The organism is Collinsella aerofaciens (assembly GCF_015561195.1).
GTDB classification, from domain to species: domain Bacteria; phylum Actinomycetota; class Coriobacteriia; order Coriobacteriales; family Coriobacteriaceae; genus Collinsella; species Collinsella aerofaciens_AC.
Genome location: NZ_JADMSU010000001.1, coordinates 444,588 through 469,926 on the forward strand (window position 1 = coordinate 444,588; position 25,339 = coordinate 469,926).

22 protein-coding genes are annotated in these 25,339 nt (G+C 60.1%); 5 read left to right on the forward strand and 17 right to left on the reverse strand.

The window, feature by feature from the left end; all coding sequences use genetic code 11:
• Positions 1 to 103: 103 nt before the first annotated feature.
• The gene (locus I2H81_RS01985; protein WP_035137695.1) at positions 104 to 418 is read right to left on the reverse strand and encodes an STAS domain-containing protein; all 315 of its coding nucleotides are present in this window, start codon (positions 416 to 418) and stop codon (positions 104 to 106) included.
• Positions 419 to 469: 51 nt separating this feature from the next.
• On the reverse strand, positions 470 to 1,774 hold the full coding sequence (locus tag I2H81_RS01990; protein WP_195644324.1) for an aminotransferase class I/II-fold pyridoxal phosphate-dependent enzyme: 1,305 nt from the start codon (positions 1,772 to 1,774) through the stop codon (positions 470 to 472).
• A gap of 150 nt (positions 1,775 to 1,924) precedes the next feature.
• On the opposite strand from I2H81_RS01990, the gene I2H81_RS01995 reads away from it, so the two are divergent.
• Positions 1,925 to 2,179, forward strand: a complete 255-nt coding sequence (locus I2H81_RS01995; protein ID WP_117772872.1) for a hypothetical protein — start codon at positions 1,925 to 1,927, stop codon at positions 2,177 to 2,179.
• Between the two features lie 373 nt (positions 2,180 to 2,552).
• On the opposite strand, the gene nhaA is transcribed toward I2H81_RS01995, so the two are convergent.
• The 7 genes from nhaA to I2H81_RS02030 all read right to left on the reverse strand — a co-directional run bounded on the left by nhaA (position 2,553) and on the right by I2H81_RS02030 (position 10,101).
• On the reverse strand, positions 2,553 to 3,911 hold the full coding sequence (nhaA, locus tag I2H81_RS02000; RefSeq protein WP_195644325.1) for a Na+/H+ antiporter NhaA: 1,359 nt from the start codon (positions 3,909 to 3,911) through the stop codon (positions 2,553 to 2,555).
• 267 nt (positions 3,912 to 4,178) lie between these two features.
• A complete protein-coding gene (locus I2H81_RS02005; RefSeq protein ID WP_118226883.1) occupies positions 4,179 to 5,102 on the reverse strand; it encodes a manganese-dependent inorganic pyrophosphatase in 924 nt (307 codons plus the stop codon).
• Between the two features lie 131 nt (positions 5,103 to 5,233).
• Positions 5,234 to 6,187, reverse strand: coding sequence for an ROK family protein (locus I2H81_RS02010; RefSeq protein WP_229107997.1), 954 nt, complete (start codon positions 6,185 to 6,187; stop codon positions 5,234 to 5,236).
• 241 nt (positions 6,188 to 6,428) lie between these two features.
• Positions 6,429 to 6,761: a PTS lactose/cellobiose transporter subunit IIA gene (locus tag I2H81_RS02015; RefSeq protein ID WP_199407153.1), complete on the reverse strand. Its 333-nt coding sequence runs from the start codon at positions 6,759 to 6,761 to the stop codon at positions 6,429 to 6,431.
• A gap of 9 nt (positions 6,762 to 6,770) precedes the next feature.
• On the reverse strand, positions 6,771 to 7,073 hold the full coding sequence (locus I2H81_RS02020) for a PTS sugar transporter subunit IIB (RefSeq protein WP_117735519.1): 303 nt from the start codon (positions 7,071 to 7,073) through the stop codon (positions 6,771 to 6,773).
• A 154-nt stretch (positions 7,074 to 7,227) separates the two neighbouring features.
• The gene (locus tag I2H81_RS02025) at positions 7,228 to 8,580 is read right to left on the reverse strand and encodes a PTS sugar transporter subunit IIC (protein ID WP_117799799.1); all 1,353 of its coding nucleotides are present in this window, start codon (positions 8,578 to 8,580) and stop codon (positions 7,228 to 7,230) included.
• Positions 8,581 to 8,700: 120 nt separating this feature from the next.
• Positions 8,701 to 10,101 carry a glycoside hydrolase family 1 protein gene (locus tag I2H81_RS02030; protein ID WP_195644327.1) on the reverse strand — a complete coding sequence of 467 codons (1,401 nt, stop codon included), beginning with the start codon at positions 10,099 to 10,101 and terminating at the stop codon, positions 8,701 to 8,703.
• Positions 10,102 to 10,404: 303 nt separating this feature from the next.
• Here I2H81_RS02030 and I2H81_RS02035 point away from each other — a divergent pair, with 303 nt between their 5' ends.
• Both I2H81_RS02035 and I2H81_RS02040 read left to right on the forward strand, forming a co-directional pair.
• Positions 10,405 to 11,124 (forward strand): GntR family transcriptional regulator, encoded by a 720-nt coding sequence (locus tag I2H81_RS02035; protein WP_195644328.1) that lies wholly within the window; start codon positions 10,405 to 10,407, stop codon positions 11,122 to 11,124.
• A gap of 75 nt (positions 11,125 to 11,199) precedes the next feature.
• The gene (locus tag I2H81_RS02040; protein WP_411266922.1) at positions 11,200 to 12,132 is read left to right on the forward strand and encodes a type I phosphomannose isomerase catalytic subunit; all 933 of its coding nucleotides are present in this window, start codon (positions 11,200 to 11,202) and stop codon (positions 12,130 to 12,132) included.
• Between the two features lie 185 nt (positions 12,133 to 12,317).
• Here the strand turns inward: I2H81_RS02040 and I2H81_RS02045 are convergent, their stop codons facing one another.
• From I2H81_RS02045 to I2H81_RS02060, 4 genes are all read right to left on the reverse strand, one after another.
• A complete protein-coding gene (locus I2H81_RS02045) occupies positions 12,318 to 13,085 on the reverse strand; it encodes a hypothetical protein (RefSeq protein ID WP_195644330.1) in 768 nt (255 codons plus the stop codon).
• On the reverse strand, positions 13,073 to 14,011 hold the full coding sequence (locus tag I2H81_RS02050) for a hypothetical protein (RefSeq protein WP_195644331.1): 939 nt from the start codon (positions 14,009 to 14,011) through the stop codon (positions 13,073 to 13,075). Before I2H81_RS02050 ends, I2H81_RS02045 begins: the two co-directional genes overlap by 13 nt.
• A 451-nt stretch (positions 14,012 to 14,462) precedes the next feature.
• A complete protein-coding gene (locus tag I2H81_RS02055) occupies positions 14,463 to 17,363 on the reverse strand; it encodes an ATP-dependent helicase (RefSeq protein ID WP_195644332.1) in 2,901 nt (966 codons plus the stop codon).
• A gap of 227 nt (positions 17,364 to 17,590) precedes the next feature.
• Positions 17,591 to 18,571, reverse strand: a complete 981-nt coding sequence (locus I2H81_RS02060) for an undecaprenyl-diphosphate phosphatase (protein ID WP_195644333.1) — start codon at positions 18,569 to 18,571, stop codon at positions 17,591 to 17,593.
• Positions 18,572 to 18,820: 249 nt separating this feature from the next.
• Between I2H81_RS02060 and I2H81_RS02065 the strand changes: the two genes are divergently transcribed.
• The gene (locus I2H81_RS02065; RefSeq protein ID WP_006235921.1) at positions 18,821 to 19,258 is read left to right on the forward strand and encodes a universal stress protein; all 438 of its coding nucleotides are present in this window, start codon (positions 18,821 to 18,823) and stop codon (positions 19,256 to 19,258) included.
• Positions 19,259 to 19,531: 273 nt separating this feature from the next.
• Here I2H81_RS02065 and I2H81_RS02070 read toward each other — a convergent pair whose 3' ends face one another.
• The 4 genes from I2H81_RS02070 to purH all read right to left on the reverse strand — a co-directional run bounded on the left by I2H81_RS02070 (position 19,532) and on the right by purH (position 24,025).
• The gene (locus I2H81_RS02070) at positions 19,532 to 20,575 is read right to left on the reverse strand and encodes a sensor histidine kinase (protein WP_195644334.1); all 1,044 of its coding nucleotides are present in this window, start codon (positions 20,573 to 20,575) and stop codon (positions 19,532 to 19,534) included.
• A 9-nt stretch (positions 20,576 to 20,584) separates the two neighbouring features.
• The gene (locus I2H81_RS02075) at positions 20,585 to 21,256 is read right to left on the reverse strand and encodes a response regulator transcription factor (protein ID WP_195644335.1); all 672 of its coding nucleotides are present in this window, start codon (positions 21,254 to 21,256) and stop codon (positions 20,585 to 20,587) included.
• Positions 21,257 to 21,434: 178 nt separating this feature from the next.
• On the reverse strand, positions 21,435 to 22,142 hold the full coding sequence (locus I2H81_RS02080; RefSeq protein ID WP_229107998.1) for a hypothetical protein: 708 nt from the start codon (positions 22,140 to 22,142) through the stop codon (positions 21,435 to 21,437).
• Between the two features lie 275 nt (positions 22,143 to 22,417).
• Entirely contained in the window at positions 22,418 to 24,025 is a 1,608-nt protein-coding gene (gene purH, locus I2H81_RS02085; protein ID WP_195644337.1) for a bifunctional phosphoribosylaminoimidazolecarboxamide formyltransferase/IMP cyclohydrolase, read from the reverse strand.
• Positions 24,026 to 24,302: 277 nt separating this feature from the next.
• Here purH and I2H81_RS02090 point away from each other — a divergent pair, with 277 nt between their 5' ends.
• Positions 24,303 to 24,944, forward strand: a complete 642-nt coding sequence (locus I2H81_RS02090) for a GNAT family N-acetyltransferase (protein WP_195644338.1) — start codon at positions 24,303 to 24,305, stop codon at positions 24,942 to 24,944.
• Positions 24,945 to 25,339: the final 395 nt, after the last annotated feature.

The following is a 25,339-nucleotide window of genomic DNA, read 5'->3' on the forward strand; positions in this document are numbered from 1 at the left end:
CGGAACTCGCCTATTCATTCGGTCAAGTATAGCGCCCGGACGCCAAAACGTCCGAGCGCATCACAAACATATGCCAAACGGCACGCCCTTTTGGGAACAAAGATTATGCAGCGGTGATCGAAATCTCCTGGTCGACACCCAACAGCTGAACCACGCGCATCACCGGGGGCTGCACATTGGTGCAGCTAAAGCGCTTGCCGTGGTCGACCGCGTGGTGCGCGGCGCCCACGAGCACGCCAATGCCCGTCGAATCGATGTAGCTCACCTGGGCAAAATCGAGCTCAACGGCCTCGGTGGGCTGCTCGAGCGCCAGGTCGATGGCATTGCGCAGGCTATCGGCGTTAGAGATATCGATCTCGCCGGTGACCTTAATGGTGTAGAGCTCCGGCGTGGGGTTGGTGGAAATACCCAAATCCATGTATACGCTCCTTTACGTATCGAAAGTGCGGATAGTACGGGAAGCCGCGCGTTAGGCGCGCTCGGCACGCGCAAGCTCGGCAGCGACGAGCTTGACGGCCAGCACCAGCACATCGAGCGCGGCCTCCAGGTCCTCGACCGTGGGATAGCTCGGCGCGATGCGGATGTTGGTGTCGCGCGGGTCCTTGCCATAGGGCCAGGTAGCACCGGCCGGCGTGAGCTTGACGCCCAGGTCGGCGCAAAGCGCGGCGACCTTCTGGGCCGAGCCCTCGGGACCATCGAAGCTCACAAAGTAGCCGCCGCGGGGGTGCGTCCAGGTGGCGCAACCCGTATCGCCCAGACCCTCGGTGAGTTTGCGCTCAACGGCCTCAAAGCGCGGGCGCAAGAACTCGGCATGCTTTTTCATGTGCTCCTTGACCGCCTCGATAGTGGGAAGGAAGCGCACGTGACGCAGCTGGTTGAGCTTGTCGGCGCTAATAAGGCCAGCCTTCAGGCGCTTGGAGAACTCAGCGATAACCGCGGGGCTCGCACCGATAAAGCCGATACCGGCGCCCGGGAAGGTGATCTTTGACGTCGAGGCGAATGCCACCACGCGATCCTCGGTGCCCGCCGCGCGAGCGAGGTCAAAGATGTTTGCGAGTTCGTCGGTCTCGTCGTACAGGTCGTGCACGCAGTAGGCGTTGTCCCAGAAGATGCGGAAATCGGGCGCGGCCGTGGGCATCTCGACCAGGCGGCGCACGGTGTCCTCGCTAAAGGTGATGCCCGTGGGGTTGGAATACTTGGGCACGCACCAGATACCCTTGATGGAGTCGTCGGCGGCAACGAGGCGCTCGACCTCGTCCATGTCGGGGCCGTTGTCGGTCATCGCGACGGGGACGTTCTCGATGCCCAAGTCGGCGGTGATGCCAAAGTGGCGATCGTAGCCGGGAACGGGGCACAGGAACTTGACCTTCTTGCCGTCGTGCGCGGCCTCGTAGGCGTCCCAGGGCTCGCTGCCGCACGAGCCACAGCGCCAGAACATGCCGGCGATGTCATGCTCAATCAAAAGGCTCGATGAGCCCAGCACAAGCGTCTGCTCGGCGGGGCAACCCAAAAACTCCCCTGCCAGCTTGCGAGCCGAGGGAATGCCCTCGAAGCAGCCGTAGTTGGAGCAGTCGACATTGCCGTCGTGCAGATCGGCATCGGCATTGAGGATATCGAGCATGGGTCGAGAGATGTCCACCTGGGAGGGCGACGGCTTGCCGCGGGCCATGTCGAGCGCCAGGCCCTTGGCCTTGACCTCGGCGACCTCGGCTTTGAGCGCCTCGATGGCGGCATCGAGTTCGGTGGTTTCCATCTTCTGGTAGATCGTCTGCATGGGTGCGACCTTTCGCGAAGCGGTACGTTGCAGTTCGTCTAAGTATAGACCGCCACCGCCGCAACGGTATGAAGCCGTGATAGATTAAGTCCATCGCAATGAATTACGACATCGCCGCGCATGCCGGCGTGGGGCGCCCAAGGAGGCACTATGGAATACGGATCGTTTAGGGCCGAGGAATTCGGCGACCTGCAGCGCCTGGTCGACGGGCTGTTTTACGACCGCCATGCCATCGACCGCCTGGACCTGATCGTACAGGCCGAAATCTTGGACCTGGCGCCCGATCTCATGGAAATCGTCAACCTGCTACCGCCCGGCTATTACGACCGCCAGTCGCTGTGTGACCAGCTTAACTCGGCCCTAGCCGCCCACGGCTGGGGCGCCGTCTACGGAACCGTGGAATAAGCCTCGAGGCCGGCGATTTGGCCCGCTTCCCGACCTTGGCGAGGCTTGTTTTAGGGCTTGTGGCCAAAAAAGGGCAAATATGAGTACTGTTACCTTTTTAGTAGCAGCGATTCTTGGTCGAAATCGGCAAAACTCGACTTGAAACTTCCTAATCACCGTCAGCTAGCGCCAAATTGGAAGTCGATGGTCACTCATTAACGTACAGTTCTTATAACTTTGTTCATTATTTTCCGCACCTAAAATGATACGCCGTTTGTGACAGTACTCACAAACGGCGTTTTTTGACCGCTGGCGCGTCTGGCAGGCGGCAAGCACCGCCCGAATCCGCATTTTGAACGCGCCCGAATCGGTTCTGGAGCCGGTTTTCGCGCTCTTACTCGTCCTTGGTCGCGGGGTGCTTGCAGATCACACTCATGTAGATCATGCCAAGCACGGCCGCGGTGACAGAGCCGGCGAGAATAGCGGCCTTGGCTGCAAGAACCTCAAACTGGGCCGTCGGGAAGGCAAGGCCGCTGATGAGAATCGACATGGTAAAGCCGATACCGCCCAGAATGCCCACGCCGGCAATCATGTGCCAGTTGACATTGTGCGGCAGCTCGCAGGCCTTAAGCTTAACCAGGGCAAACGTCATACCAAAGATGCCGATCGGCTTGCCCAGCAGCATGCCAAAGTACACGCCGAGCGTCACCGGGTCGGTGAGCAGCGTGCTCATGTCCACGCCCACTAAGCGAACCTGAGCGTTTACGAACGCAAAGATCGGCAGGATCACAAAGTTGACCGGCGTGGAGATCAGACGCTCCATGCGGATGAGCGGCGGGGTCACGCGGTGCATGACGCGCTCGACCTTGGTGGTCGAGACGGTAAAGTCATGCTGGCCCAGGATGTGTGCCTCGTCATCGTAACGGTCATCGAGCAGCGGCAGGCACTCGCCCAACCAATCGGTGAGGCTATCGAGCTTGACGCCGCACTTGGCCGGGATGGTAAAGGCCAAGATGACGCCAGCAAGCGTGGCATGTACGCCGCTCTTGAACATGCAGAACCACAACAGCAGACCCAGTACCGAATACGGGGCAAGGCGGTAATGCTGCGTCTTGTTGAGCCACACGAGCGCGCAGGTCACAAGCGCGGCGGCGCCCAACCAAAACGGATTGGGGCTCTGACCGTAGAAAATGGCGATGGCGGCGATGGAGATGAGGTCGTCGGCGATGGCGAGCGTCGAGAAGAACACGCGCACGCCGTTGGGCACGCGATTGCCCAAAAGCGACAGCACGCCCAGCGCAAAGGCAATATCGGTTGCCATGGGAATGGCCCAGCCGTTGTGCGCGCCGGCATGGTTAAAGATCAGGTAGATGCAGGCGGGAACGACGACGCCGCCCACGGCTGCCAGCATGGGAAGCATGGCCTGACGCGGGTTTTTGAGCTCGCCGACCGTCATCTCGTACTTAAGCTCAATGCCCACCAACAAAAAGAAAATCGCCATGAGGAAGTCGTTGACGAAAAGCTCAACGGTGAGACCAGCCGTAAGGTTGCCCAGACCCACATACAGCGGGGTCTCCAAAAAGTGATGGATGGCCTCGTAGGCATCGGTATTGGCGCAAATGACGGCGGCGATGGCAGCAATCACCATGACCGCGGCGGAAATCGTGCCGTTCTCTGCGATGCGCTCCCAAATGTCGTGACGTTCAAAGCGCTTGCGCTCACGAACGTTGAACAGCTGCTCAGTTGCTGCCATGGGCGGCTCCTTTCACGGGAAAGTTCCCGTCTTAAAAAAGCACGGCCCGCCCAAGTGGCGGCGCCGCGCTCTAACGTATTACGCTTGCATCTAGCCTACCCTGCACGACAAGCACGCAGGCGTGGCCGAAAAGCGGAACCACAGGTTGAACATTATTTGCTCAACGGCACGGGCACACCCGTCCGAGAGACGACGCGGCGCCGTGCACAAAAAACGACCGGAGCGCGGGGCGTCCGCGATCCGGTCGTGGCGTTCGGTCAACTAAACCTAGCAGGCGGCCATGATGGGGGCAGCGACCTGCTTCTTACGGGAGAGGACGCCCGGCATCCAGACGCCGTCGTGCTCGTCGGCAATGCCCAGGCCCTTCTGAGCAGCCTCGGTCTCGCCCTCGAGCAGGACCTGCGAGCCCTCCTCCATGATGTCGGTGATGCACAGGACAATGCCGTCGGCACCCTTCTCGGCGGCGTAGGCGCGCATGGCCTCGCGAATCTCGTCGATCATGCCGAGTGCACGGGTCTTGTCGACGGTCTCGTACTGGCCGATGAGCAGCTTCTTGCCAGCGGGCTCGAACATCTTGATGTCGTTGCCGACCATCTCGGCTGCAGTGAAGGAGCCGGACGGACGGGTGAGGAAGACCTCCATGCCAAACTTAACCGGGTCGACGCCCACCTGCTCGCCGAGCTTGGCGGCGACGGCGCGGTCGACATCGGTGGTGGTGGGGCTCTTGAGCATGAGCGTGTCGGTCATCATGGCCGAGAGCAGCAGCTTGGCCTGGACGTCGGAAAGCTCAACGCCGAGCACGCCGGCGAGCTTGGTGACGATGGTGCAGCTGGAGCCCCAGGGCAGGCAGATGTAATGCAGCGGGCCGGCGGTCTCAAAGTCGCCGATGCGGTGATGGTCGACGACGCCAAAGACCGTGGCGTCCTTAAGGCCGGCGACGGACTGGGCAGACTCGTTGTGGTCGGTGAGGACGACGAGCTGACCGGCCTCGACGGACTCGATCACGCGAGGCTCGGCGATGCCGGCGTCGGCGAGCAGCTTGGCGGACTCGGCCGGAAGCTGGCCCAGAGCGCAAGCCTCGTAGGTGTTGCCGGCATACTCAACCTGGTTGAGCAGCTGGGACAGGACGACGGCGCTCATGATGGCGTCGTTATCGGGGTTCTGGTGACCAAAGACAAGAACGTTTGCCATGGATATCCTCCACTTGATATGTGTACTTGGACGTAGCTATGGTAGCACGCTGGCGCCGAACCTTATGAGACGCAAGGGCCGCGGCGCAATTTGGGGCAAGTGTTGGGGCGAAGTCTGCCCCCTTGCAGCAGCTATTTACCGGCGGCGCGCAGGGCTACGTAGGCGGCACCGATGATGCCGGCGTCGTTGCCGAGCGAAGCGACCTTAATGGGCGTCTCGCGCGAGGCGGAAAGCGCGTACTGCTTAAAGTGCTCGCGGACCTTGTCGAGGTAGACATCGGCCGAGGCGGATGCGCCGCCGCCGATGAGGAACATCTCGGGATCGACCACGTTGGCAATAAGCGCCAGGGCGCGACCGAGATAGTCGGCCATGGTATCGGCCGCGGCCAGCGCGAGCTTGTCACCCTCGCGGCAGGCCTGGAACACGTCCTTGGAATCGGAGGGACCGGTGAGCTCGATGGGCTCGACGCCTGCCTTCTTGCACTCGGCAAGGTAGTTGCTCACCACGCCGGTGGCGCTGGAATACTGCTCCAGGTGGCCATGTCCGCCGCAGCCGCAGGTGCGCTCCTCTTCGGGGTTCAGGCACATGTGGCCAATCTCGCCGCCGGCGCCCACAACGCCCGACACCACGTCGCCGTTAACGATAACGCCGCCGCCCACGCCGGTACCGATGGTGACCATCACCACGTTCTGCACGCCCTTGGCAGAGCCGAGCCAGGCCTCGCCCATGGCAGCGGCGTTGGCATCGTTCTCGTACTTAACGACCGCGTCGGGGCAGTGCTCCTGAATGGCGACTCTCAGCTCGGGCAGGTTAATGGCAATGTTGGCCTTGACCTTGGCATCGCCCGATGCCGGGATGGGACACGGAACTGCCAGGCCAATGCCCGCCACAAAGGCGCGCGGAATCTGGGCCTTGGCGACCACCTGGTCGATAGCCTCGGTCACCGCGGCAAAGCCCGCAGCGTCAACGATAGGAGGCGTAGGCACGCTGGCCTTGGCCAGCAGGTTACCGCCTTCGTCGAACAGGCCCTCCTTAACCGAAGTGCCGCCGACGTCGATGCCGATGTAATACTGCTTAGGTTCCATGGGAGCCCGCCTTTCTCGTTTAAACATTGCCTGTATGGTACCGCTCCCAAGGCAAAAACCTGCCAAAAAGGGACAGGTTTGTTTTGGCAGGTTTTATCTGTGAAAACGCAAACGACCGCTCAAAAGGTCGCGCAAGACCTTCCCCAAATATAAAGGCGCCGGGAGGCGGAGACTCCTGGCGCCCGTGAAAGGGACTGTGTTGTCTGTTGGACCGCACGGTCCGTCACGGCAATAACGCCGGCTAGGCCTTCAGTGCCTGCAGCTGCTTGTGGACCTCGATGAGCTCCGTGGCCATGACGCGCATGGTCTCGGTGCCCGCCATCTGGTCCTCGGCATGCAGCAGAATCAGCGGGGCCTCGCCGTTACGCTCGCCGTTGGCCTCCTTCTTCAGAAGCCCCATGTGAACATCGTGGCCACCGTTGTAAGCCTCGTCGCCCTGCTTAATAAGCTCCTCGGCGGCGTCAAAATCGCCCTCCTTGGCCTTTTGCACGGCATTGATGTACATGCTCTTGGCGGTGCCGACGTAGCTGATGATCTCAAAGCAGGTCATCTGCAGCTCGTTCATATCCTCCATGCGCCGCACCTAGCCCATCACGCTGACGCAGTGGTCGATGATGCCGGCGGCGTTCATGCGGCCGTAGTCGACCATGTTGATGACCTCGACCGGGAAACGACCGGCGGCCTCTTTCTCAAAATCGCCCTTGGTGTAGCCAATCTGCGGGCCGAGCAGCAAGATATCGCACTCGTCCAGGTGATCGTGAGCCTCGTTCATGGGGCGAGCCTCGACCTCGATGTCCAGACCGCGGCTCGCGACCTCGGACTGCATCTTCTGGACCAGCAGGCTCGTGGACATGCCGGCATTGCAGCAAAGCATGATCTTCTTCATGGTTTCCTCCTTATTACTGCGCGGCGCGCAGACGACAACTGGTTTTATTCCTTGCGGCTACTGTACCCACCCCCTGCAGCTTTACGCAGGAGGAGAGCCGCGGACACCGGCACCGCGTACCGGCGCCCGCAACGATGGAAGGGAAAGAGAACGTTTAGGCGTTCTGCTCGGCAAGGGCCTCCTGCTTGGCGATGGCCTTCTCGGAGATCCTCATAAAGGGCAGGTAGACAGCCATGCCGATGACGAGCTCGAGAGCCTGCCACACGCCGGCGCGCCAATCAAAGCCCGTGGCAAGCAGGGCGTTGATGACGGGAGGCATGGTCCAAGGCACCTGGGCGATGCAGGGGCTAATGATGCCCGCGCAGGTCAGGCCATAGGTGATGCCGATGAACAGGTCGGGAAGAAGAACGAACGGAATCATGAGCGGCAGGTTGTACACGACGGGGTAACCGTAGATGACCGGCTCGTTAATGTTAAACAGGCCAGGAACGATAGCCATCTTGGCAACGGTCTTGGAAGCCTTGTTCTTGGAGAACAGGAAGGTATCGAGCAGGAGCATGAGGGTGCAACCCGAGCCGCCGATGAGGGCGAAGCTGTTGACGATCTGCATATTCATGTAGTGATCGGGCTGGATGGTGCCGCCGGCGGCAAAGGTAGCCATGTTGTCGACGATGAGCATGGTCAGGATCGGCTCGACGGTAGCGCCAGAGATGGTGGACTGGTGAATACCGACGCAGAACAGCAGGTTCGCAAGCGTGTAGATGAGAATAACAGCCCACGGACCGGCGTTCATGATGCTCTTGAGCGGGTTGGAAATGCACGTGGAGATGATGGTGCACAGATCGGTGCCGGCAAACACGGCGAGCAGAGCCGCGGCAATGGCGAAAATCGAGAGGTTGAGCAGCATCGGGATCATGACGTTAAAGGAGTTGGAGACCGCAGGAGGCACACCCTCGCCCAGCTTGACCTTGAGCTTCTCGACGCCGGAAATCTTAATGAAGAGCGTGACGGAGAGCAGGGCGATGATAATGGCCGCGAACAGACCGTTGGTACCGGTGTTGGCAGTCGAAAGGGCGCCCGTGACCTCGGCAGAGGTAATCTTGTCGGTGAGCAGCGGGCTCGTGGCGGCAAGCGTGGCGGTGATCTGCTGCGGCATCATGATGACGAAAGCGGAGATGGCAACGACCACGCAGGCAAGCGGGTTATCGAAGCGCTCGTTCTTAGCGAGGCTGTAGCCAATCAGTCCAGCCAAGATGATGGCAGAGACGTTGAGGGTGCCCAGCGTAATTGCCGAGCCCCAAGTCTGAAGGTTGGCAAGGCCCGCTGCATCGAGCGGGAACAGAGGGAACACGACGTTGTTAATAAGAACCGCGATACCCGCAAGGATATAGAGCGGCGTGATGGTTGCGAAGGCATCGCGCAGGGAACGCAGGTGAACCTGGTTTCCCACCTTCGCAGAGACCTCGGCAAACTTGTCGAGGAAGCTCTTTCCGTTGTCACTGGCCATGATTGCTCCTAACTTTCAAATCCGGCCTTTTCCTATGCGCACGGTGGTCTGTCGCCCTCTGCCACCAGATGTGCCATGCTTTGCGCGCGGCGGCGCGCGGTCTGGGCGTTTGTCTGGTCGCTAGTCGACCACGTGGGTCGTTGCGACCTGCTTGAGCCAAGCCGCCGACTTCTTAAGGCGGCGCTTGTAGCCGTCCATGAGGTCGACCTCGACAAAGCCGTAACGGTTCTTAAAGGCATTTGCCCAAGACCAGTTATCGATGACGGCCCAATAATGGTATCCGCGGCATTTGGCGCCCTCGGCGATCGCCTTGGCGACCCACTCCAAGTGCTGGCGCACAAAGTCGACGCGGTAGTCGTCCTGAATGGTCCCCTCGGCGTCACGGTTCTTGTATTCGTCCATGATGCCGATACCGTTTTCGGAAACGAACCACTCAAGATCGGGGTAATTCTTGGCGCAGTCCATGCCAAAGTCGTAGAGACCCTGCGGGTAGATCTCCCAGCCGCGGCTCTCGTTCATAACGGCGTCGGGCCACACGTACTCATCGGCAAAGTGCGGCAGGCCGTACTGGTCGACCTTGCTCGCCGGAGCCTGGACGCGCGTGGGGTGGTAGTAGTTGCAACCGAGCCAGTCGACAACGCCCTGCTTGAGAATCTCCTGGTCGCCGGCACGGAACGGAAGCTTAACGCCGCCCTCGGCCAGGCTGTCGAGCACGTCGGCGGGAAGCTCACCCTTGGTAATAAGATCGAGCCACCAGCGATTGTTGATACCGCTGGTCATACGCACGGCCTCGAGGTCTGCCTCGCTGGGGTTCTCCTTGGTGTAGACCGGGGTAAAGCAGTTAATCATGCCAATCTTGGCATCGCTGCGAACGGCGCCCTCGTCATAGGCGCGGCGGTAGTTGGCCACGGCCAGCGCATGCGCCAGCGAGATGTGATACTGAACGGTGCGAGCGCGGCTATAGTCGTGGAGCTGCGGGAACCACACGCCCTCCTGATAGCGCTGCTCGGGCTCGACGATAGGCTCGTTAAAGGTGAACCAGTACTTGATCTCCTGGCCAAACTCGCGGAAGGCAACGTCGGCGTAATGAGCGTAAGCCTCGACGACCTCACGGCTCTCCCAACCGCCGCGGTCAAAGAGGTAGGTGGGCATGTCAAAGTGGTACAGGTTGACGAACGGCTCCAAGCCGGCCTCGCGAGAGGCACGGAACAGCTCGTGGTACCACGCGGCGCCCTCCTCATTAAGGTTGCCGTCGGCATCGAGCAGACGACTCCACTGGATGGACGTGCGATAGGTATCCAGGCCCAAGTCCTTCATAATGCGAAGGTCCTCCTGGTACTTAGCCATAAAGTCATTGCCGGCATAAGAGCCAACGCGGTTGTAGAACGAACCCAGATCCTGGATGGACCAGGTGTCCCACAGGTTCTCGAGCTTGCCGCCCTGGTTCCACTGGCCCTCAGTCTGCGGGCCGGACATAGCGGCGCCAAAGAAGAAGTCACGGGGCAGCTGATACTGTGCCATCAAGTCCTCACTTTCGTGTTCTAGAGCTTCCGGTTGGAGACGGGTTTGCTTTGGCAGACAATCCGGCGCGGGCGCGCACCGGTTATCCAGATATCCAGCCCGCCAAAACAAAACCGTCCCCAAACGGTCGGCCCTGCTGTACTGCAGGGCTCCGTTCGTTGCCTACAACTATAGCGCTCTAATTTTATAAGTAAAGCGTCTTTTTCTTTTTTCTTTCTCGAACTTCTTAGATAAGAATTATATGGATACCTTGCAGATGGTTATACTTACTTATGTATTTATGTATGTCGGAAAGGGGGTTCCATGATTCCCAAATACGAGGCGATAGCTGCGGATATCCGTCGAAGCATCGAGGACGGCGCTCTTAAGCCGGGCGATAAGCTGCCCACCGTCGTTGAGTTCTGCGAGCTCTATAGCGTTTCCAAAATCACCGTCAAACGAGCTATCGAGCAGATCACCGAGGAGGGCCTTGTCACCAGCCGGCGCGGATCGGGTACCTACGTCAAGGACACGGCGGGGCTTCCCGGCAAGGCGTTTTTCCAGGGCAAGAACGACCGCGCCGCGGGTTTTTCGCATGAGCACCGCGGGGAGAAGGTGTCCTCGGTAGTCTACGATTTCTCGATTGTCAATCCACCAGCGGACGTCGCCGCTCAGCTGGGAATTGCCGAGGATGACTTTGCCTATCACATCGTGCGCGTGCGCCAGGTGGACGAGAAGCCCATCGTTATCGAGTACACCTACATGCCCCTCGAATTGATCCCGGGCCTTAAAAAGAAAGATCTGTACGGATCGGTCTACAGCTTCATCCGCGAGCAATGTGGGCTGAAGATTTCGAGCTTCCACCGCACCATCCGCGCCGTAGCGGCAACCGAGGAAGAAGCTGAGCGCCTGGACACCAAGCCCGGCTCTCCCCTACTCGAACTCAGCCAGATTGGCTTTTTAGATAGCGGCATCGCCTTTGAGCATTCGATCTCGCACAACGTCGGCGACCGCTTTGAGCTGCACAACGTAACGTTGGCATAGGTTTTTGTAGTCATGCGGGCGCTCGTTTTGGCTCATTTAGAGCGGGCGGCCGCGCAACGCCATGGGGGTATGAACATGTCCGATTTGATTAAACTGACGCCGATCTTCCACGAGAAGATCTGGGGCGGCCGCCAGCTCGAAACCGTATTTGGCTACGACATTCCCGAGGGTCCCATCGGTGAGTGTTGGGCCATCTCGGCCCATCCCAACGGCGACTGCCAGATTGCGGAGGGCCCGTATGCCGGTCACACGCTCTCGTGGCTGTGGGCCGAGCACCGCGAGCTCTTTGGCAACTGCGAGGGCAAGGAGTTCCCGCTGCTTATTAAGATTCTGGACGCCAAGGACGACCTTTCGATCCAGATTCATCCCAACGACGAGTACGCCGCCGAGCACGAGAACGGCAGCCTGGGCAAGACCGAGTGCTGGTATGTGCTGGACTGCGAGCCCGGTGCCACGATTATCGTCGGGCAACGCGCGCACGACCGCACCGAGGCTGCGCAGATGATCGAGGAGGGCCGTTGGGACGAGATGCTCAACGTGTTGCCGATCCACAAGGGCGACTTTTTCCAGATTGATTCCGGTACCGTGCACGCTATTAAGACCGGCACGCTCATTTTGGAGACGCAGCAGTCGAGCGACGTGACGTATCGCCTGTACGACTACGACCGTCCCGGCACCGACGGCAAGCTGCGCCCACTGCACATTGAGCAGAGCCTCGATTGCATCAACTTTAACGCGCAGGCACCGACCGACGGTACCGTAACCGCGCCCGAGGTCGATGGCGTAACCGAGCTCGAGTCCAACCCCTGCTACACCGTCGATCGCGTGCGCGTCGACGGCAGCAAGACCTTGGAGCAGCGCTGGCCCTTCATGTGCCTGTCGGTCATCGACGGCGAGGGCACCGTGTGCGGCGAGCCCGTTCACAAGGGCAGCCACCTGCTGGCACCCAGTACCGTCAGCTCCATTGACCTCGAAGGCAAGATGGAACTGATCATCAGCCACCTGTAAGCTACCGATCCCCAAGCGCTCGCCGGGATGGGCGCGGGGTTTGATCGCCTGCTCGTGCGGAACTCGCGATCGACCAAACCCCGCGCCCCATCCCGGCGAGCCTCTGACTAGCAACAACAAGCTAAAAATCAAAAAGGGCCCCGTCCATGTACGGGGCCCTTGTCATACATAACGAATCGGGGTGCCTATAGGTAGACTTTTTTGAGAAACAATAACGTGTCCTGAAGCCGCGCTCTTTCCTTACGATTGGTCTGTCGATTTACATAAGAAGCAAAGTCCGTAAAGAAATCCTCCGCATCAGCCCTCATTTGCTCCGTTAGCTCCAAACGCGCCGAGGACGACAACAAGCCGGCAAGTCGAGCAACATCCGAACGATGCTTCCGCCGATCTATATCGTTGCAATGACGCCCTTCTTCATAGCTCCTGTTGATATCAATGTGCGCACGCATCTTGAGAGGGATGATATGGAGCGCATCGAGCAACGTGATGCCCCCGATATTCGTTGCGTTATCACGAATAAAATCATAGTAACCATCATCGAGAATAATGGCGGAAAGACTCGATATCGCCCCGTCAAAGGAAAGGGGAGCCACCTCGCTCGTTTCGTCTTCGAGCGTAAAGTCAGGGTGCCGGGCAAACAACTCGATTTGGCCGGGATAATCTAAGGCCCGCCTTGATCCTTCGGGTATACGAAACCGATAGTAAGTACATTTTCCATCGGCGGTTTTTCCAATTTCGTATCCGACGCTTTTGATAAATGCCCATAATGCAGTGGCAAATTCAATACAATTTCTATCAACAATTACGACGACATCCAGATCTTCGGTAGCCCTAAATGAATCACCTTCGCTGTCAAATAGAACGCTGCAGGCCCCTCCGCCAATAAGGACATAGCTGCCCTCGCAATTGCTCATGGCATCGGCAAATCGCTCTACTCCCCTTACTTTTGGCATATCGTCCTCCTGAGCTGTTCGACCGCATCGAGTAGACGTTCGTCTTTGTATTCCGCTTTCGCACAGGCAACGTATAGGGAAAACGGGTCAACACATTGCAAGCCCGTCGTGTCAAAACTAATATCGGACGGCTCGTCCACGGGATACGACCAGACCTCAATCTCGACAGAGGCCGGTTCGTACCACTGGGCCTCCAGCCACCTGTCGCCCATATGTTCTTTTAAGGCCTCTAGCTGATTCTTTTCGAGAGCAATGGTTGGGGCGGAGTCTTCATGAGCAAGGTCGGACATATAGCTAAGGGCAGACACTCCGGAAAGCAGCGCATCAACGGCTCGCAGTTCTTCCCTGTCGACCGCCCCCTTAAGCCGGATGCGCTCTATAACTGGCGTGCGAAGATAATCCTCAAACCCATCTAGCAACGTCTCGATCGACAACCCGGCGCCGTGCAATATACGCTTTTTGCCGTCCCGTGCGATTAGCCCAGGAGCAATAGCGGCGATTTCCGAAAGATAGCCGCTAACGCTTGCCGCGCTTTTGCCACACAGACGCGCTAGGTCGCCGGCAGAGCAGTCAACCCATCGTCCCGCGATGAGATTTAGAACGATTCGTTGAGATTGGGGCGAAAGCGGAGCAGCAGGGGAAGCACCCAGTACCTCATCGGAAATAACAGCTCCGATAAACGGCAGAAACGCATTTCGCTCATCTCGGATATATGCGATTCCCTCCGAAGAAAGCGCGCGCATAATGCCTAAATCCATGGCATCCCAGCAAATTGCCACCGGGCGAGCATCTGTCTTGCGCACTGCATTGACGAGATTCCGCGCCGAAATCACACTGGGTGGCTCTTTTGGTTCGGCGACAATAAAACGACCTTGCTCAGACACGCCGAGCCGTGCCAAGCGAAGCGAAAACCACTCAAGATACATGCGGGGAATCTGCACCTCTACCGGCCTTGGATCGATAGCGAGCTCTAAGGAGAAGATGCGTTTCGGGGGACAGGATATTAACACTCCCTATCACCATTTTCATTTCACCAACGTTTTAGTTACTATCTAAAATTATACTGAACAGTATAAAACGTTCAATCACCAAAACCACAAGGTAACAACCCAAACGCAACAAGGGGCTCCCCCGTTCTTCAACGGGGGAGCCCCTTGCCATGTCTAAGTATTCAGCCCACCCGGTTCTCCAGATCAAAAAGCGAGAGGCAGAGCAACGCTCGTTCAGCAACGTTACCCAAGGACCCGGGCGGGCGTATGGGGCAACATCGATCGCGAGTTCCGCACGCAAAGGAGAGCACTTAATGTGCTCTCCGTCTTGCGCAGGACTGCCCGAGCAGGCGATGTTGCCCCTTACGCCCGCCCGGGTCCGCCGGGATTACGACAGCTTGACAATTGGAGCAAAGCCCATCATCAACTTTTTGGTCTGGCCGGTCTTTTCGAATTGGACCTCGATCATGTCTCCGGCGACCGAAATCACAGTACCCGTGCCAAAGGTCTTGTGGCTCACGGTGTCGCCCGCGGCAAAGTCCTGCGATGCACTGGCGCGATCGACCTTGCGCTCCACCGTCGGCGACACCTTAGACGACGGCTTTTTGGCTCGCGGCGCGCCCGAGCCAAAGGTCGAGGCAACACGGCCGGCATCGGGCGAGACCCCACGATGGCGCTCGGTCCCGTAGCTGCTGCCGCCAAAGAAATCGTCAAAGCTCGATCCGCCGCGCGAACCGGAACCGCCGGTCGAGCGCGTATGCGAACCGAACACCTTGCCGCCGTACATATCCGAGCCCATGCCCGATCCAAAGGTGCCGTGACGGTCGCCGCGCTTCTCCCAGCCCGTGCCCTCAAAACCGGCAGAACCGATACCGCTAAACTCGATATCCTCAAACGGAATCTCATTGAGGAAGCGCGAGCGCGGGTTGGCAGAAGTCGAGCCGTAGGTGCGACGCGTGGCCGCATAGGTCAGGAACAGGCACTTACGGGCACGCGTGATGGCAACGTAGGCCAGGCGACGCTCCTCCTCGAGCTTGCCCGGGTCATCGCTGCCGCCAAAGTCGTGCACGTGCGGGAAGATACCCTCCTCCATGCCAGCAACGAACACCGCCGGGAACTCCAGGCCCTTGGCGGAGTGGATGGTCATCATGGTGATGGCATGCGTCTCGCCGGCCAGGGAATCCAAGTCGGAGCGCAGGGCCAGCCACTCCATGAGTGCCGGCAGCGCCTTACAGGTGAGCGGACCGTAGGTGCGCTCGATCTCGTCGGCATGCACGGCGCCCGCCGGTAGCTCTGTTGGCACGGCATACGCGTTGCCCGCGATGGCGGCGACCAGGGCATCCTGCGGCGAGAGCGCCGGGGCGGCTAGGCTATCGAGCGGATTGGAGCCCGCGGCGTCACGAGCGCCGACAAGTGCCTCAAACGAGGATGCCGGTGCAGACGGCCCCGGCTCGGGCGTGGGCGCACTCACCACGACGGGCTCGGACTCGGCGCCGGCAGGCACGTCGGCAACACCGGCTGCGCGCAGCTCTTCTAGACTCTCGAGCGTGCCCTCGATATCCTCGTGCGTCTCCTCAAATTCGGCGGCGACGCCCAGGAATTCCTGGATGTTCTCGGCGCGGCTCTCGGACTCCATGGTGCCCTCGGCGCGGAAAGCCTGCAGCAGGCCCGTCTTATCGACAATCATCTCGACGACGTCCTTGAGCTCGCCGTCCATGCGTCGGCCCTCGCGCACCAGCGACACAAAGCTCGACAGGCCATTGCGCACCTTGGCGCTAAACATACCGGTCTCGGCGCACGCGATCTCGCAGGCCTGGAAGAACGAGCAACGGTTGTCGCGCGCCAGCTGCTCGATCTTTTGGATCGAGGTGGAACCGATGCCGCGGCGCGGTGTGTTGATGACGCGTTTGACGCTCATCTCGTCGGCCGGGTTCACGATCATCTTGAGGTAGGCCATGACGTCGCGGATCTCGGCGCGGTCGAAGAATCGCGTGCCGCCCACGATCTTGTAGGGCACGCCCGCGCGCAGGAACATATCTTCGAGGATACGCGACTGGGCGTTGGTGCGGTAGAACACGGCGATATCGTCGTAGCTCGTGCCTTTGACATGCAGCTTCTCGATCTCGCCGGCAATCCAGCGGCCCTCGTCGCGCTCGTCGCTCGCCTGGAAGGCCTGGATCTTCTCGCCATCGCCTTCGGCCGTAAACAGGCGCTTGTCCTTGCGCTGCGAGTTGTGGCGCACCACGGCATTGGCGGCGCTCAGGATGTGACCCGTGGAACGATAGTTCTGCTCCAGCTTGACGGTCTTGCAGTTTTTAAAGTCCTTCTCAAAGTCCAGGATGTTGGTGATATCGGCGCCACGCCAGCTGTAAATGGACTGGTCATCGTCGCCCACGACCATGAGATTTTGGTACTTGGCGGCCAGCAGGTTGGCGATCTCGTACTGGACGTGGTTGGTGTCCTGATACTCGTCGACGCTAATGTAGCGGAAGCGCTCCTGGTACTTGTCGAGCACCTCGGGGCGGGTGCGCAGCAGCTCGAGCGCGCGCACGAGCAGGTCGTCAAAGTCCATCGCATTGGCGGCGCGCAGGCGGCGCTCCAGCTCTAGGTAGACCTGCGCGGCCTTTTTGTCGTTGGGGCTATCGGCGCTCTTGAGCATGTCCTCGGGGCCGATCATGGCGTTTTTGGCCGAGCTGATCTTGCTGCGGATCATGTTGATGGGGAACTGCTTTTGCTCGATGCCGAGCGCCTGCATAATGTCACGCACCATGCGCTTTGAGTCGTCATCATCGTAGATGGTGAACTGACCGGTGTAGCCCAGCAGGTCGGCGTCCTCGCGCAGCATGCGCACGCACATAGCATGGAAGGTGCACACCCACATGCCACGGGTGCCGCTGGGAATGAGTGCCGCCAGACGCTCGCGCATCTCGGCAGCGGCCTTGTTGGTAAACGTGATGGCAAGAATCTGCCAAGGCTTAACGCCCAGGTCACCGAGCATATGTGCGATGCGGAAGGTCAGGACGCGGGTCTTGCCCGAACCGGCGCCGGCGAGCACCAGCAACGGGCCCTCGGTGGTCAGGACCGCCTCGCGCTGGGCGGGATTAAGACTGTCGATGTCGACGAGCGGCTTGGCAGGTTTGGGCGCCGGAGCCGGGGCGTCGTAGATGTCGAGCGGAACGAGCTCGGACTCCGGCGCAGCGGGGGCGGTGTATGCATCGAGCGGCACGGGTTCCGGCGCAGGCGGCACGGGTACCGCGGCGTTCTTTTCCCAGGGCAAGGGCTGGGTCATGGGCGACTCCTCATCTGACGGACGGCGCGCCTGCGGGCAGCGCCATAGTTTGAGCCGTACCAGTATACCGAGCCGCGCGGACACCGACGCAAATCACACCACGACTCCGTGCGCCACCGTCAGGCCCGCCCCATCGCCCAAAAAAGAGGACGGCATAGACCTTTTGGTCACGCCGCCCTCTTTGAATGACAAGTTGTCGCTCTGGCCGCCGCGCAGCGTCAACCAAGCTACAGGCCGAGCATGGGCTCCAGGACGAAGAAGTACGCGAGCACCACGATGCCCAAGATGATGCGGTAAACGCCGAAGCACTTGAAGTCGTGACGGCGGACGAAGCCCATGAGCCACTTAATGGCGATGAGCGACACCACAAAGGCGACGACGCAGCCCACGCCCAAGATGGCGATCTCGTTGGTGCCGAAAGTACCGCCCTTAATAAAGTACTTGACCAGCTTGAGCGCACTTGCGCCAAACATAACGGGAATAGCCAGGAAGAACGTGAACTTAGACGCCACCGAGCGCGTGCAGCCCAAAAGCAGGCCGCCGATGATGGTAGAACCGGAGCGAGACGTACCAGGCACCAGCGAAAGCACCTGGAAGCAGCCGATACCCAGCGCAGTCTTCCAGCTTAGATCCTCGAGCGTGGCGATGGAACCAAAGTCCAGACTCTCGTCATCGTCCTCATCCTCAGCGGTAGCCGCGGCGGGCGCCGCAAAGTGCGCACCGGCAGGACGTCCACCCGACACCACAGCACGCGAACCAAACGAACCGGCAACGGTCATTTCCTCGCGCTTGCTCGCGCGCCAGTTCTCGATCACGATAAACAGCACGCCGTACACAATGAGCGCCAGCGCCACGACGGGAGCATTGTAGAAATGCTCCTCCATCCAGTCGTTGAGCGGCAGGCCGATCGCCGCCGCAGGAATGCAACCGAGCACAATCTTGCCCCACAGCACCCAGGTGTCGCGACGGCCCTCCTTGCCCTTGCTGGGCGAGAACGGATTGAGTTCATGGAAGAACAGCACGCAGACGGCCAGAATGGCGCCGAGCTGAATCACGACCAGGAACATATTCCAGAACGTCTCGCTCACGTTCATCTTGACGAACTCGTCCACCAAGATCATGTGACCCGTCGACGAAACGGGCAGCCATTCGGTGATGCCCTCGACCAGGCCCATGAAGGCAGATTTTAGAAGCTCGATAATATCCAAAGGGACCCCCTCGTTAGACACCCGCCGGTAGATGCTCTGCGGACGATGCGGGCGATGTCCCATTATCAACCGTTGGCGGTGCGACCGCGCCTACCCTTACCAAAAAACTCGCCCGTTCACAGAATTGCGAGCAGTTAAACCGAAATCCTTGGGTATAACTGCAACAAGATAAAGTGTCCGGCGGTCAACGCACCCGCGCCCGCCCGACGCACGAGCCCCGCGCCCGTGCGATAGACCAAGGAGGAAACCATGAACGAGGGCTACACCAAGGTATTTGTTTCACTCGACGGTACTGAACAGCAGGATTTTGTGCTCGCACGCGCCATCAAAGTCGCCGCGAACAACGGCGCTAAGCTGATCATCGGCCACGTCATCGATTCCACGGCACTCGAGAGCGCCGGTTCCTATCCGGTCGATCTGGTCAACGGCCTAGAGGAGGCATTTAAGAACTCCATCGCCAAGCAGCTCGAAGAGGCCAAGGCCAATCCCGATATTCCCGAGGTCGAGGTCATGATTCGCGCCGGTCGTATTCGCGAGACGCTCAAAGACGAGATGCTCGACGTGGTCAAGCCCGACCTGGTGCTCTGCGGCGCCCGCGGCCTGTCCTCGATCAAGTATGCGCTTCTGGGTTCGATTTCGACGTTTTTGCTGCGCAATACGGACTGCGACATTTTGGTCGTAAAGTAGCGTTGCTCCCACCGGCCGCGGGGCCTGCGGGGTTTCCACGGGCACGTCCTCGCCGCGTTGCGGCTGCGGGATGTGCCCTTAGGAAACCCCTCCCGGCCTCGCGGCCTTCGCAGCCTTACTTCAGCGAGTTGGCTGATAAAAGATGGCGTGCCGCCCCGTTTGGGACGGCACGTTTTGTTTGGGCTGCACGTTTTTGTTTTGGGAGATCCATTTGAGCCTCATAGTTATGTTCACGTTCGGGAACATAGCCGTTCGCACCGCAAGACGGCCCGGCTACTCGAAGTATTGGAACTTGTTCGTTGAGAAGGCGAACGTGACGACAAAGCCTTCGCCCGGCTCCGATGCCGCGGTGACATCGATGCCCATCTTAGAGCACAGGCGCGCCACCAGGTAGAGGCCGATGCCCGTTGCGCGCTTGGTGGCGCGGCCGTTGTCGCCGATAAAGCCCTTCTCGAACACGCGCGGCAGGTCGGCCGCGCTCACGCCGCAGCCGTTGTCCGCGACGGTGAGCTCGATGCGTTCGCTCGCCAAGCCCTCGTCCAGCAATGCGCCCGAAAACACGATCTTCGCGCCGTCCTCGCACGCATATTTAATGCTGTTCTGAATGAGCTGACCCAGAATAAACTCGAGCCACTTCTCGTCGGTAAAGACCTCAAAGTCGAGGTTCTCGCACACCGGCGCCACATGTGCCGCGATAAGTTCGCGCGCGTTGGCTTTAATCGCGCCCGTCACCAAGGTCTTGAGATCCCAACGGCGAATCAGGTAGTCGCGCTCCACGACTTCCGAGCGCGCATAGTACAGTGCCTGGTCGATATAGCGCTCAACGCGAGCCAGCTCGCGACCCAGGTCATCCACACGCGACAGGTCGTCTTCGCTGCCGTCCAGGTTTTCCAAAATCAGATGGGCTGCAGCCAGGGGCAGTTTGGCCTCGTGGACCCAGCTCTCGATATAGTCACGATAGTCATCGGTCTGGCGCCGGCCTTCGGCAACCTCGTCGCAGGCGGCCTTGCCCACCCGGCGCAGGACTTCGTATTCGAGCTCGCCCTCGGCATAGGTCGGGCACTGGACCATCTCCTGTACCCATGCGGGGCTTTCCAGCTCCTCGGCCGCGCGCTCCAGCTGATGCAGAAAACGGCGGCGACGCGCATACTCAATCACGATACCCAGCATGCCAAAGATAAAGGACACGCCGACCGCCACGACCACGATAGATGCCGGGGCTCCGGCGACCGCCAGCACAAAGCAGCTCAGCAGCACGCCGCACGTCCACACGGCGACGGAAAGCAGCGCATCTTTGAGGAATTTGGCAAACGACATAGCCGACCCCTAGACCGAATAGCCCTGGCCGCGGTGCGTGGTCAAATACCCCTTGATGCCGATTTTTTCGAGCGTGGTACGCAGACGGTTGATGTTGACGGTGAGCGTGTTGTCGTCCACGAAGGCATCGGAGTCCCACAGGTCCTGCATGATGGCCGAGCGCGAGACAATCTTACCCGCGCGACTCAGAAGCAGCGAGAGGATACGCAGCTCGTTTTTGGTGAGCTCGGTGCTGTCGCCGGTTTGCGTGTTGGTGACCGCGGAGCGGGCGAGGTCGAGTTCCAGCCCCTTGTGGACGACCGTGCTGCGCTCGCCGGCAGTGGCGGTGCGTCGCAGCAGTGCGTTAATGCGCGCCACAAGCACGCGGGCGCTGTAGGGCTTGGGGACAAAGTCGTCCGCGCCGAGCGTCATGGCCATGACCTCGTCGATCTCGGTCGTGCGCGACGTGAGGACGATGATGGGGACCTCGGATTCGTGACGGACTTCGTGGCAGATGTGCTGACCGTCTTTGACGGGAAGCGTCAGGTCGAGCAGTACCAAGTCGGGTGCAGCGGCCAGGATGTCACGCGAGACGTGCTCGAACGACTCGCAGGCCTCCACCTCAAAACCGGCACGGGCCAGAATGTCGGCAAGCTCACGACGAATGGGCTCGTCGTCCTCAACGATATAGATTAGCGCCATGGATTCCGCTCCCCTCTTGGTTGTCTTGCCACCATTATGGCTGCGAAACTGCAGGTGTGCACCGCGCGCGGTGCCAAGGTGACAGAACTGTTCGCGAGCGGGGGCGTTTTGTCCGCCTTACGCTCGCGACGGGAACGGGGACCAAAATGATTTTTTATCCCCGTCCCAGAATAATCATTTAGCGGCGGGCGCGGAGCTTTTCGTAGCCTTCGGCGAAGAAGGCGACCGTGGCGGCGTCCGCCTCGGCGGCATCGGTATCGTCGGCGGGGACCACGCCGTGCTCGTCGCTCACCAGGAACAGCGCGCCCTTGAGCTGAGCGGGGATGTCTACGCGCGTGACCGGGATGTCCTTGGTCTGGGCCAGCTGTTCGATGAGCGTCGCCGTGCCGCACAGGCGCTCGTCCGCCGGCGCCACAAAGGCCAGCTCGCCGTCGTTGACGGCAGCAAGCAGCTCGGGCGCCACGCCGGTTTCGTCGGCCTCGGAACGGGCCTCGGCAGAGCGGGCACGCAGCGCCTTGGCTGACGTATCGGCGAGCGGCTCGTACTCCCCCACCGTCATGGCAGCGTTGCCGTTGATGTCGATCACCAGCATGAGTACGCCGTCGCGCGCAGCGTAATCGCCCTCGACAAGCGACCACTCAACGTGCTGTTTGGCCCAGCTGAGCATGTTATGGGTAAGCGGTTCGCCCTGTACCAGTCGCTCGGACAGCGCGCGGATGTGGCGGTTGAGCATGGGCACCTTTTTGTTGGACATGCGCCAACGGCAGACAAGCGCGGGCTTGTCGAGCGTAAACTTCTCGACCGCCTCCTGATTGGCGCAAAAGTCCTCGTACGCACGCTGATCCTCGGCATTGCCAAACAGCTCGGCATCATCAATCTGGGGCATGGTTGTACCTTTCGTGTTAGTCATTCCGTCCTCTTATACCAAAAAGACGGCCCTCCAAACGGAGCAGCCGTCTTTTGCAGAGATTATTTTAGAAGTGAGGCCAGTCCAAGGGACGAGATAACATCCCATCCTCCCCAGTCAACCTAATAGGTCGGCGAGGGTTGCCCAGGTGCCGCAGATTGCCGTGAAAGAGGAGCGACGCGTACTTGGGTACGCGAGCGACGAATGAGCGGCAAGGTGCGGTGGCTGGGCAAGCCGCAGCGCCACCTCCCTACTTAATGGCGGAAGTGGCGGGCGCCGGTGAAGACCATAGCAATATTGTGCTCGTTGCAGGCCTGGATGCTCTCATCGTCGCGCTTGGAGCCGCCGGGCTGGATGATGCAGGTCACGCCGTGCGCGGCAAGCACGTCGACGTTGTCGCGGAACGGGAAGAACGCATCGCTTGCGCAGGCAAAGCCGCCCTTCTCCACGCCCTCGCGCTCGCAGAAGTCCTCGGCACGCTCGCAGGCCAGCAACGCGGAATCCACGCGGTTGGGCTGACCCGGGCCCATGCCAATGCCGGCCTTACCCTTGGAGACCAGGATGGCGTTGGACTTAACGCCCTTGCAGACCTTCCAGGCAAACTCGAGCTCGGCCATCTCGGCGTCGGTGGGCTTGCGGTCGGTGGGGAACGTAAAGGTCGCGGGGTCCTCGGTCACGTGGTCGACTTCCTGCACCAGCATGCCGCCGTCGATGGAGCGCAGCTCCACCTGGGCACCGTGGTCCACGCCGCCGGTAGCCAGCACGCGCAGGTTGGGGCGCTTGGCCATGCGCTCGAGCGCCTCGGCGGTATAGCTCGGGGCGATGATGACCTCGACGAACTGCTTGTTCTGGTCGGCGAAGTGCTCAACCAACTCAAAGGGAATCTCGCGGTTGCAGGCGATGATGCCGCCGAAGGCGCTCTTGGGATCGCAAGCGAAGGCGCGGTCGTAGGCGGCCGTGATGTCCTCGGCAACGGCGGAACCGCAGGGGTTCTGGTGCTTGAGGATCACGCAGGCCGGCTCGTCGAACTCGCGGACCAGGCTCCAGGCGGCATCGGCATCCAGATAGTTGTTGTAGCTGAGCGGCTTGCCCTGGATCTGCTCGGAGCCCAAAAGCGGGAACTGAGAGCTCGCGGTGTTCTCGCAGCCCTCGGCAAAGCGATAGACCGTGGCCTTCTGCTGCGGGTTCTCGCCATAGCGCAGGTCGTCGACCTTTTCCAGCGAGATCTCGAGCTTGGCAGAGGTGTCCGCCACGTCGCTTGCCTGGGCGGCAAGCCAACGGGAGATAGCCGTGTCGTAGGCGGCGGTAGTCTGGTAGACCTTCACCTGCAGGCGGCGACGGGTGGCAAGCGTGGTGCAGCCACCGGTCTCGTGCATCTCGGCCAGGACGGCATCGTAGTCGGCCGGGTCGGAGATGACGGTGACGCTCGCAGCGTTCTTGGCGGCAGAGCGCAGCATGGAGGGACCGCCGATGTCGATGTGCTCGATGGCGTCCGCAAAGGTGACCTCGGGGTTGGCGACGGTCTTCTCGAACTCGTACAGGTTGACGACGACCAGGTCGATCAGCTTAATGCCGTGCTGAGCGGCCTCCTGCATGTGCTGCTCGGAATCGCGGCGGGCCAGCAGCGCGCCGTGAACCTTGGGGTGCAGGGTCTTAACGCGGCCGTCCATCATCTCGGGATAGCCCGTGAACTCCTCGATGGGGGTTACGGGAACGCCCGCGTCCTCGATGGCACGAGCCGTGCCGCCCGTAGAGATGATCTCGACGCCAAAGTCATCGACCAGCGTCCGTGCGAAATCGACGACACCCGTTTTATCGGTAACCGAGATCAACGCGCGTGCGATCTTCACATCAGATCCCATGCAGTCCTCCTGTCTGGTACGCCGCCGTGCTCTGTGAGTCGGTGATACGTCGATCTGCAGCGCTCGCGCAGCGGCATTGAAAATACTGATTCAATGTAGCGCATCGAGCGCATCGATGCACCCCGCAACGAGCGCATGTGCAGAAAAAGTTTGCGAGCGGAGGGGATGGGCACGGCACCGGGCACGGTGAGTTCATGGAACACAGGGGCACCATAATTAGATGCCAATAGCGTGGTAGAACTGTGCTCGATATGCATCCGCAAAAGAAAGAGGCACCATGGTCTCGCGGGTTCTCTACCGACCGTTTGATACCGAAGACTTCGACGCCATCGCGCTGATTCTGCAACAGCTTTGGCATAACAATTCGGATAACGATGAGTACAACCGCCTTGAGGCCGCATGCGACCTCGCCTATTGCCTTTCGTCATCGACGTTTTCGCAGGTTGCCGTAATCGACGGTCAGGCGCGTGGCATTGCGCTCGCGCGTGCGGGACAGAGCTCCGGCGCCACCGTCAAGGAACATTGGATGGATACCGAACGCGCGCTGCTTTCGCAGATGCGCGAGCTGGAGCCCGATGCCTGCACCGAGTATCTCTCGTTTGTGCGCACAACCATCCGAACCAACAACCGCCTGCTCGAAAGCAGCCCGTTGCCACACGACAACGAGGTCACGCTGCTTGCCGTTGATCGCGAAGTCCACGGCCTGGGCGTTGGCTCGGTGTTGCTCGACGCCGCGGTCTCGTACCTTTCCTCGCGCGGGGCGACAAGGGCGCACCTGTACACCGACTCCAACTGCTCGTGGAAGTTCTACGAGTTGCACGGCTTTAAGCGCACCGCCACGCACCGCGCCAACCGCGAGGAGCGCCGCCACGCCATGCCGCGCGAAAGCTTTCTCTACGAACTCGACCTAACAGCCTAGCCCAGGCAGCCACACCTAGTAATTTAAGTCTGTCCCCAATGATTGATCCCCAACGACTGGTCATTTAAGTCTGTCCCCAATGAGTACCTTGGTGGTCTGCAAATGGCTGTGGTCAAAAAACATCAAATATGAGTACTGTTACTTTTTTAGTGCAGCGCAATTCGGCTTTTTCAGGTCTCTTAGGCATCTCGGCGCGTCGGATGAACTAACGTATCTCCCCAAATGTACAGTAAAATGGACTCCTAAAGAGAAACAATCTCGTTAGAAGTCCATTATTATGTGCAAACATATGTGACCAACGCAGCAACAGTACTCATATTTGGCATTTTTTGCCCACTGCCCCTTGCGCGAAGGTCCGCAGCGGAAAGTATGGCCCGTTTCGATGCACAAAAATG

What these genes read in the sequence shown, in the direction of transcription:
- I2H81_RS01985 (WP_035137695.1), bottom strand. Translation starts at nt 418, where the DNA reads ATGGATTTGGGTATTTCCACCAACCCCACGCCGGAGCTCTACACCATT.
- I2H81_RS01990 (WP_195644324.1), bottom strand. Translation starts at nt 1,774, where the DNA reads ATGCAGACGATCTACCAGAAGATGGAAACCACCGAACTCGATGCCGCC.
- I2H81_RS01995 (WP_117772872.1), top strand. Translation starts at nt 1,925, where the DNA reads ATGGAATACGGATCGTTTAGGGCCGAGGAATTCGGCGACCTGCAGCGC.
- nhaA (WP_195644325.1), bottom strand. Translation starts at nt 3,911, where the DNA reads ATGGCAGCAACTGAGCAGCTGTTCAACGTTCGTGAGCGCAAGCGCTTT.
- I2H81_RS02005 (WP_118226883.1), bottom strand. Translation starts at nt 5,102, where the DNA reads ATGGCAAACGTTCTTGTCTTTGGTCACCAGAACCCCGATAACGACGCC.
- I2H81_RS02010 (WP_229107997.1), bottom strand. Translation starts at nt 6,187, where the DNA reads ATGGAACCTAAGCAGTATTACATCGGCATCGACGTCGGCGGCACTTCG.
- I2H81_RS02015 (WP_199407153.1), bottom strand. Translation starts at nt 6,761, where the DNA reads ATGGAGGATATGAACGAGCTGCAGATGACCTGCTTTGAGATCATCAGC.
- I2H81_RS02020 (WP_117735519.1), bottom strand. Translation starts at nt 7,073, where the DNA reads ATGAAGAAGATCATGCTTTGCTGCAATGCCGGCATGTCCACGAGCCTG.
- I2H81_RS02025 (WP_117799799.1), bottom strand. Translation starts at nt 8,580, where the DNA reads ATGGCCAGTGACAACGGAAAGAGCTTCCTCGACAAGTTTGCCGAGGTC.
- I2H81_RS02030 (WP_195644327.1), bottom strand. Translation starts at nt 10,101, where the DNA reads ATGGCACAGTATCAGCTGCCCCGTGACTTCTTCTTTGGCGCCGCTATG.
- I2H81_RS02035 (WP_195644328.1), top strand. Translation starts at nt 10,405, where the DNA reads ATGATTCCCAAATACGAGGCGATAGCTGCGGATATCCGTCGAAGCATC.
- I2H81_RS02040 (WP_411266922.1), top strand. Translation starts at nt 11,200, where the DNA reads ATGTCCGATTTGATTAAACTGACGCCGATCTTCCACGAGAAGATCTGG.
- I2H81_RS02045 (WP_195644330.1), bottom strand. Translation starts at nt 13,085, where the DNA reads ATGCCAAAAGTAAGGGGAGTAGAGCGATTTGCCGATGCCATGAGCAAT.
- I2H81_RS02050 (WP_195644331.1), bottom strand. Translation starts at nt 14,011, where the DNA reads ATGTATCTTGAGTGGTTTTCGCTTCGCTTGGCACGGCTCGGCGTGTCT.
- I2H81_RS02055 (WP_195644332.1), bottom strand. Translation starts at nt 17,363, where the DNA reads ATGACCCAGCCCTTGCCCTGGGAAAAGAACGCCGCGGTACCCGTGCCG.
- I2H81_RS02065 (WP_006235921.1), top strand. Translation starts at nt 18,821, where the DNA reads ATGAACGAGGGCTACACCAAGGTATTTGTTTCACTCGACGGTACTGAA.
- I2H81_RS02070 (WP_195644334.1), bottom strand. Translation starts at nt 20,575, where the DNA reads ATGTCGTTTGCCAAATTCCTCAAAGATGCGCTGCTTTCCGTCGCCGTG.
- I2H81_RS02075 (WP_195644335.1), bottom strand. Translation starts at nt 21,256, where the DNA reads ATGGCGCTAATCTATATCGTTGAGGACGACGAGCCCATTCGTCGTGAG.
- I2H81_RS02080 (WP_229107998.1), bottom strand. Translation starts at nt 22,142, where the DNA reads ATGCCCCAGATTGATGATGCCGAGCTGTTTGGCAATGCCGAGGATCAG.
- purH (WP_195644337.1), bottom strand. Translation starts at nt 24,025, where the DNA reads ATGGGATCTGATGTGAAGATCGCACGCGCGTTGATCTCGGTTACCGAT.
- I2H81_RS02090 (WP_195644338.1), top strand. Translation starts at nt 24,303, where the DNA reads ATGGTCTCGCGGGTTCTCTACCGACCGTTTGATACCGAAGACTTCGAC.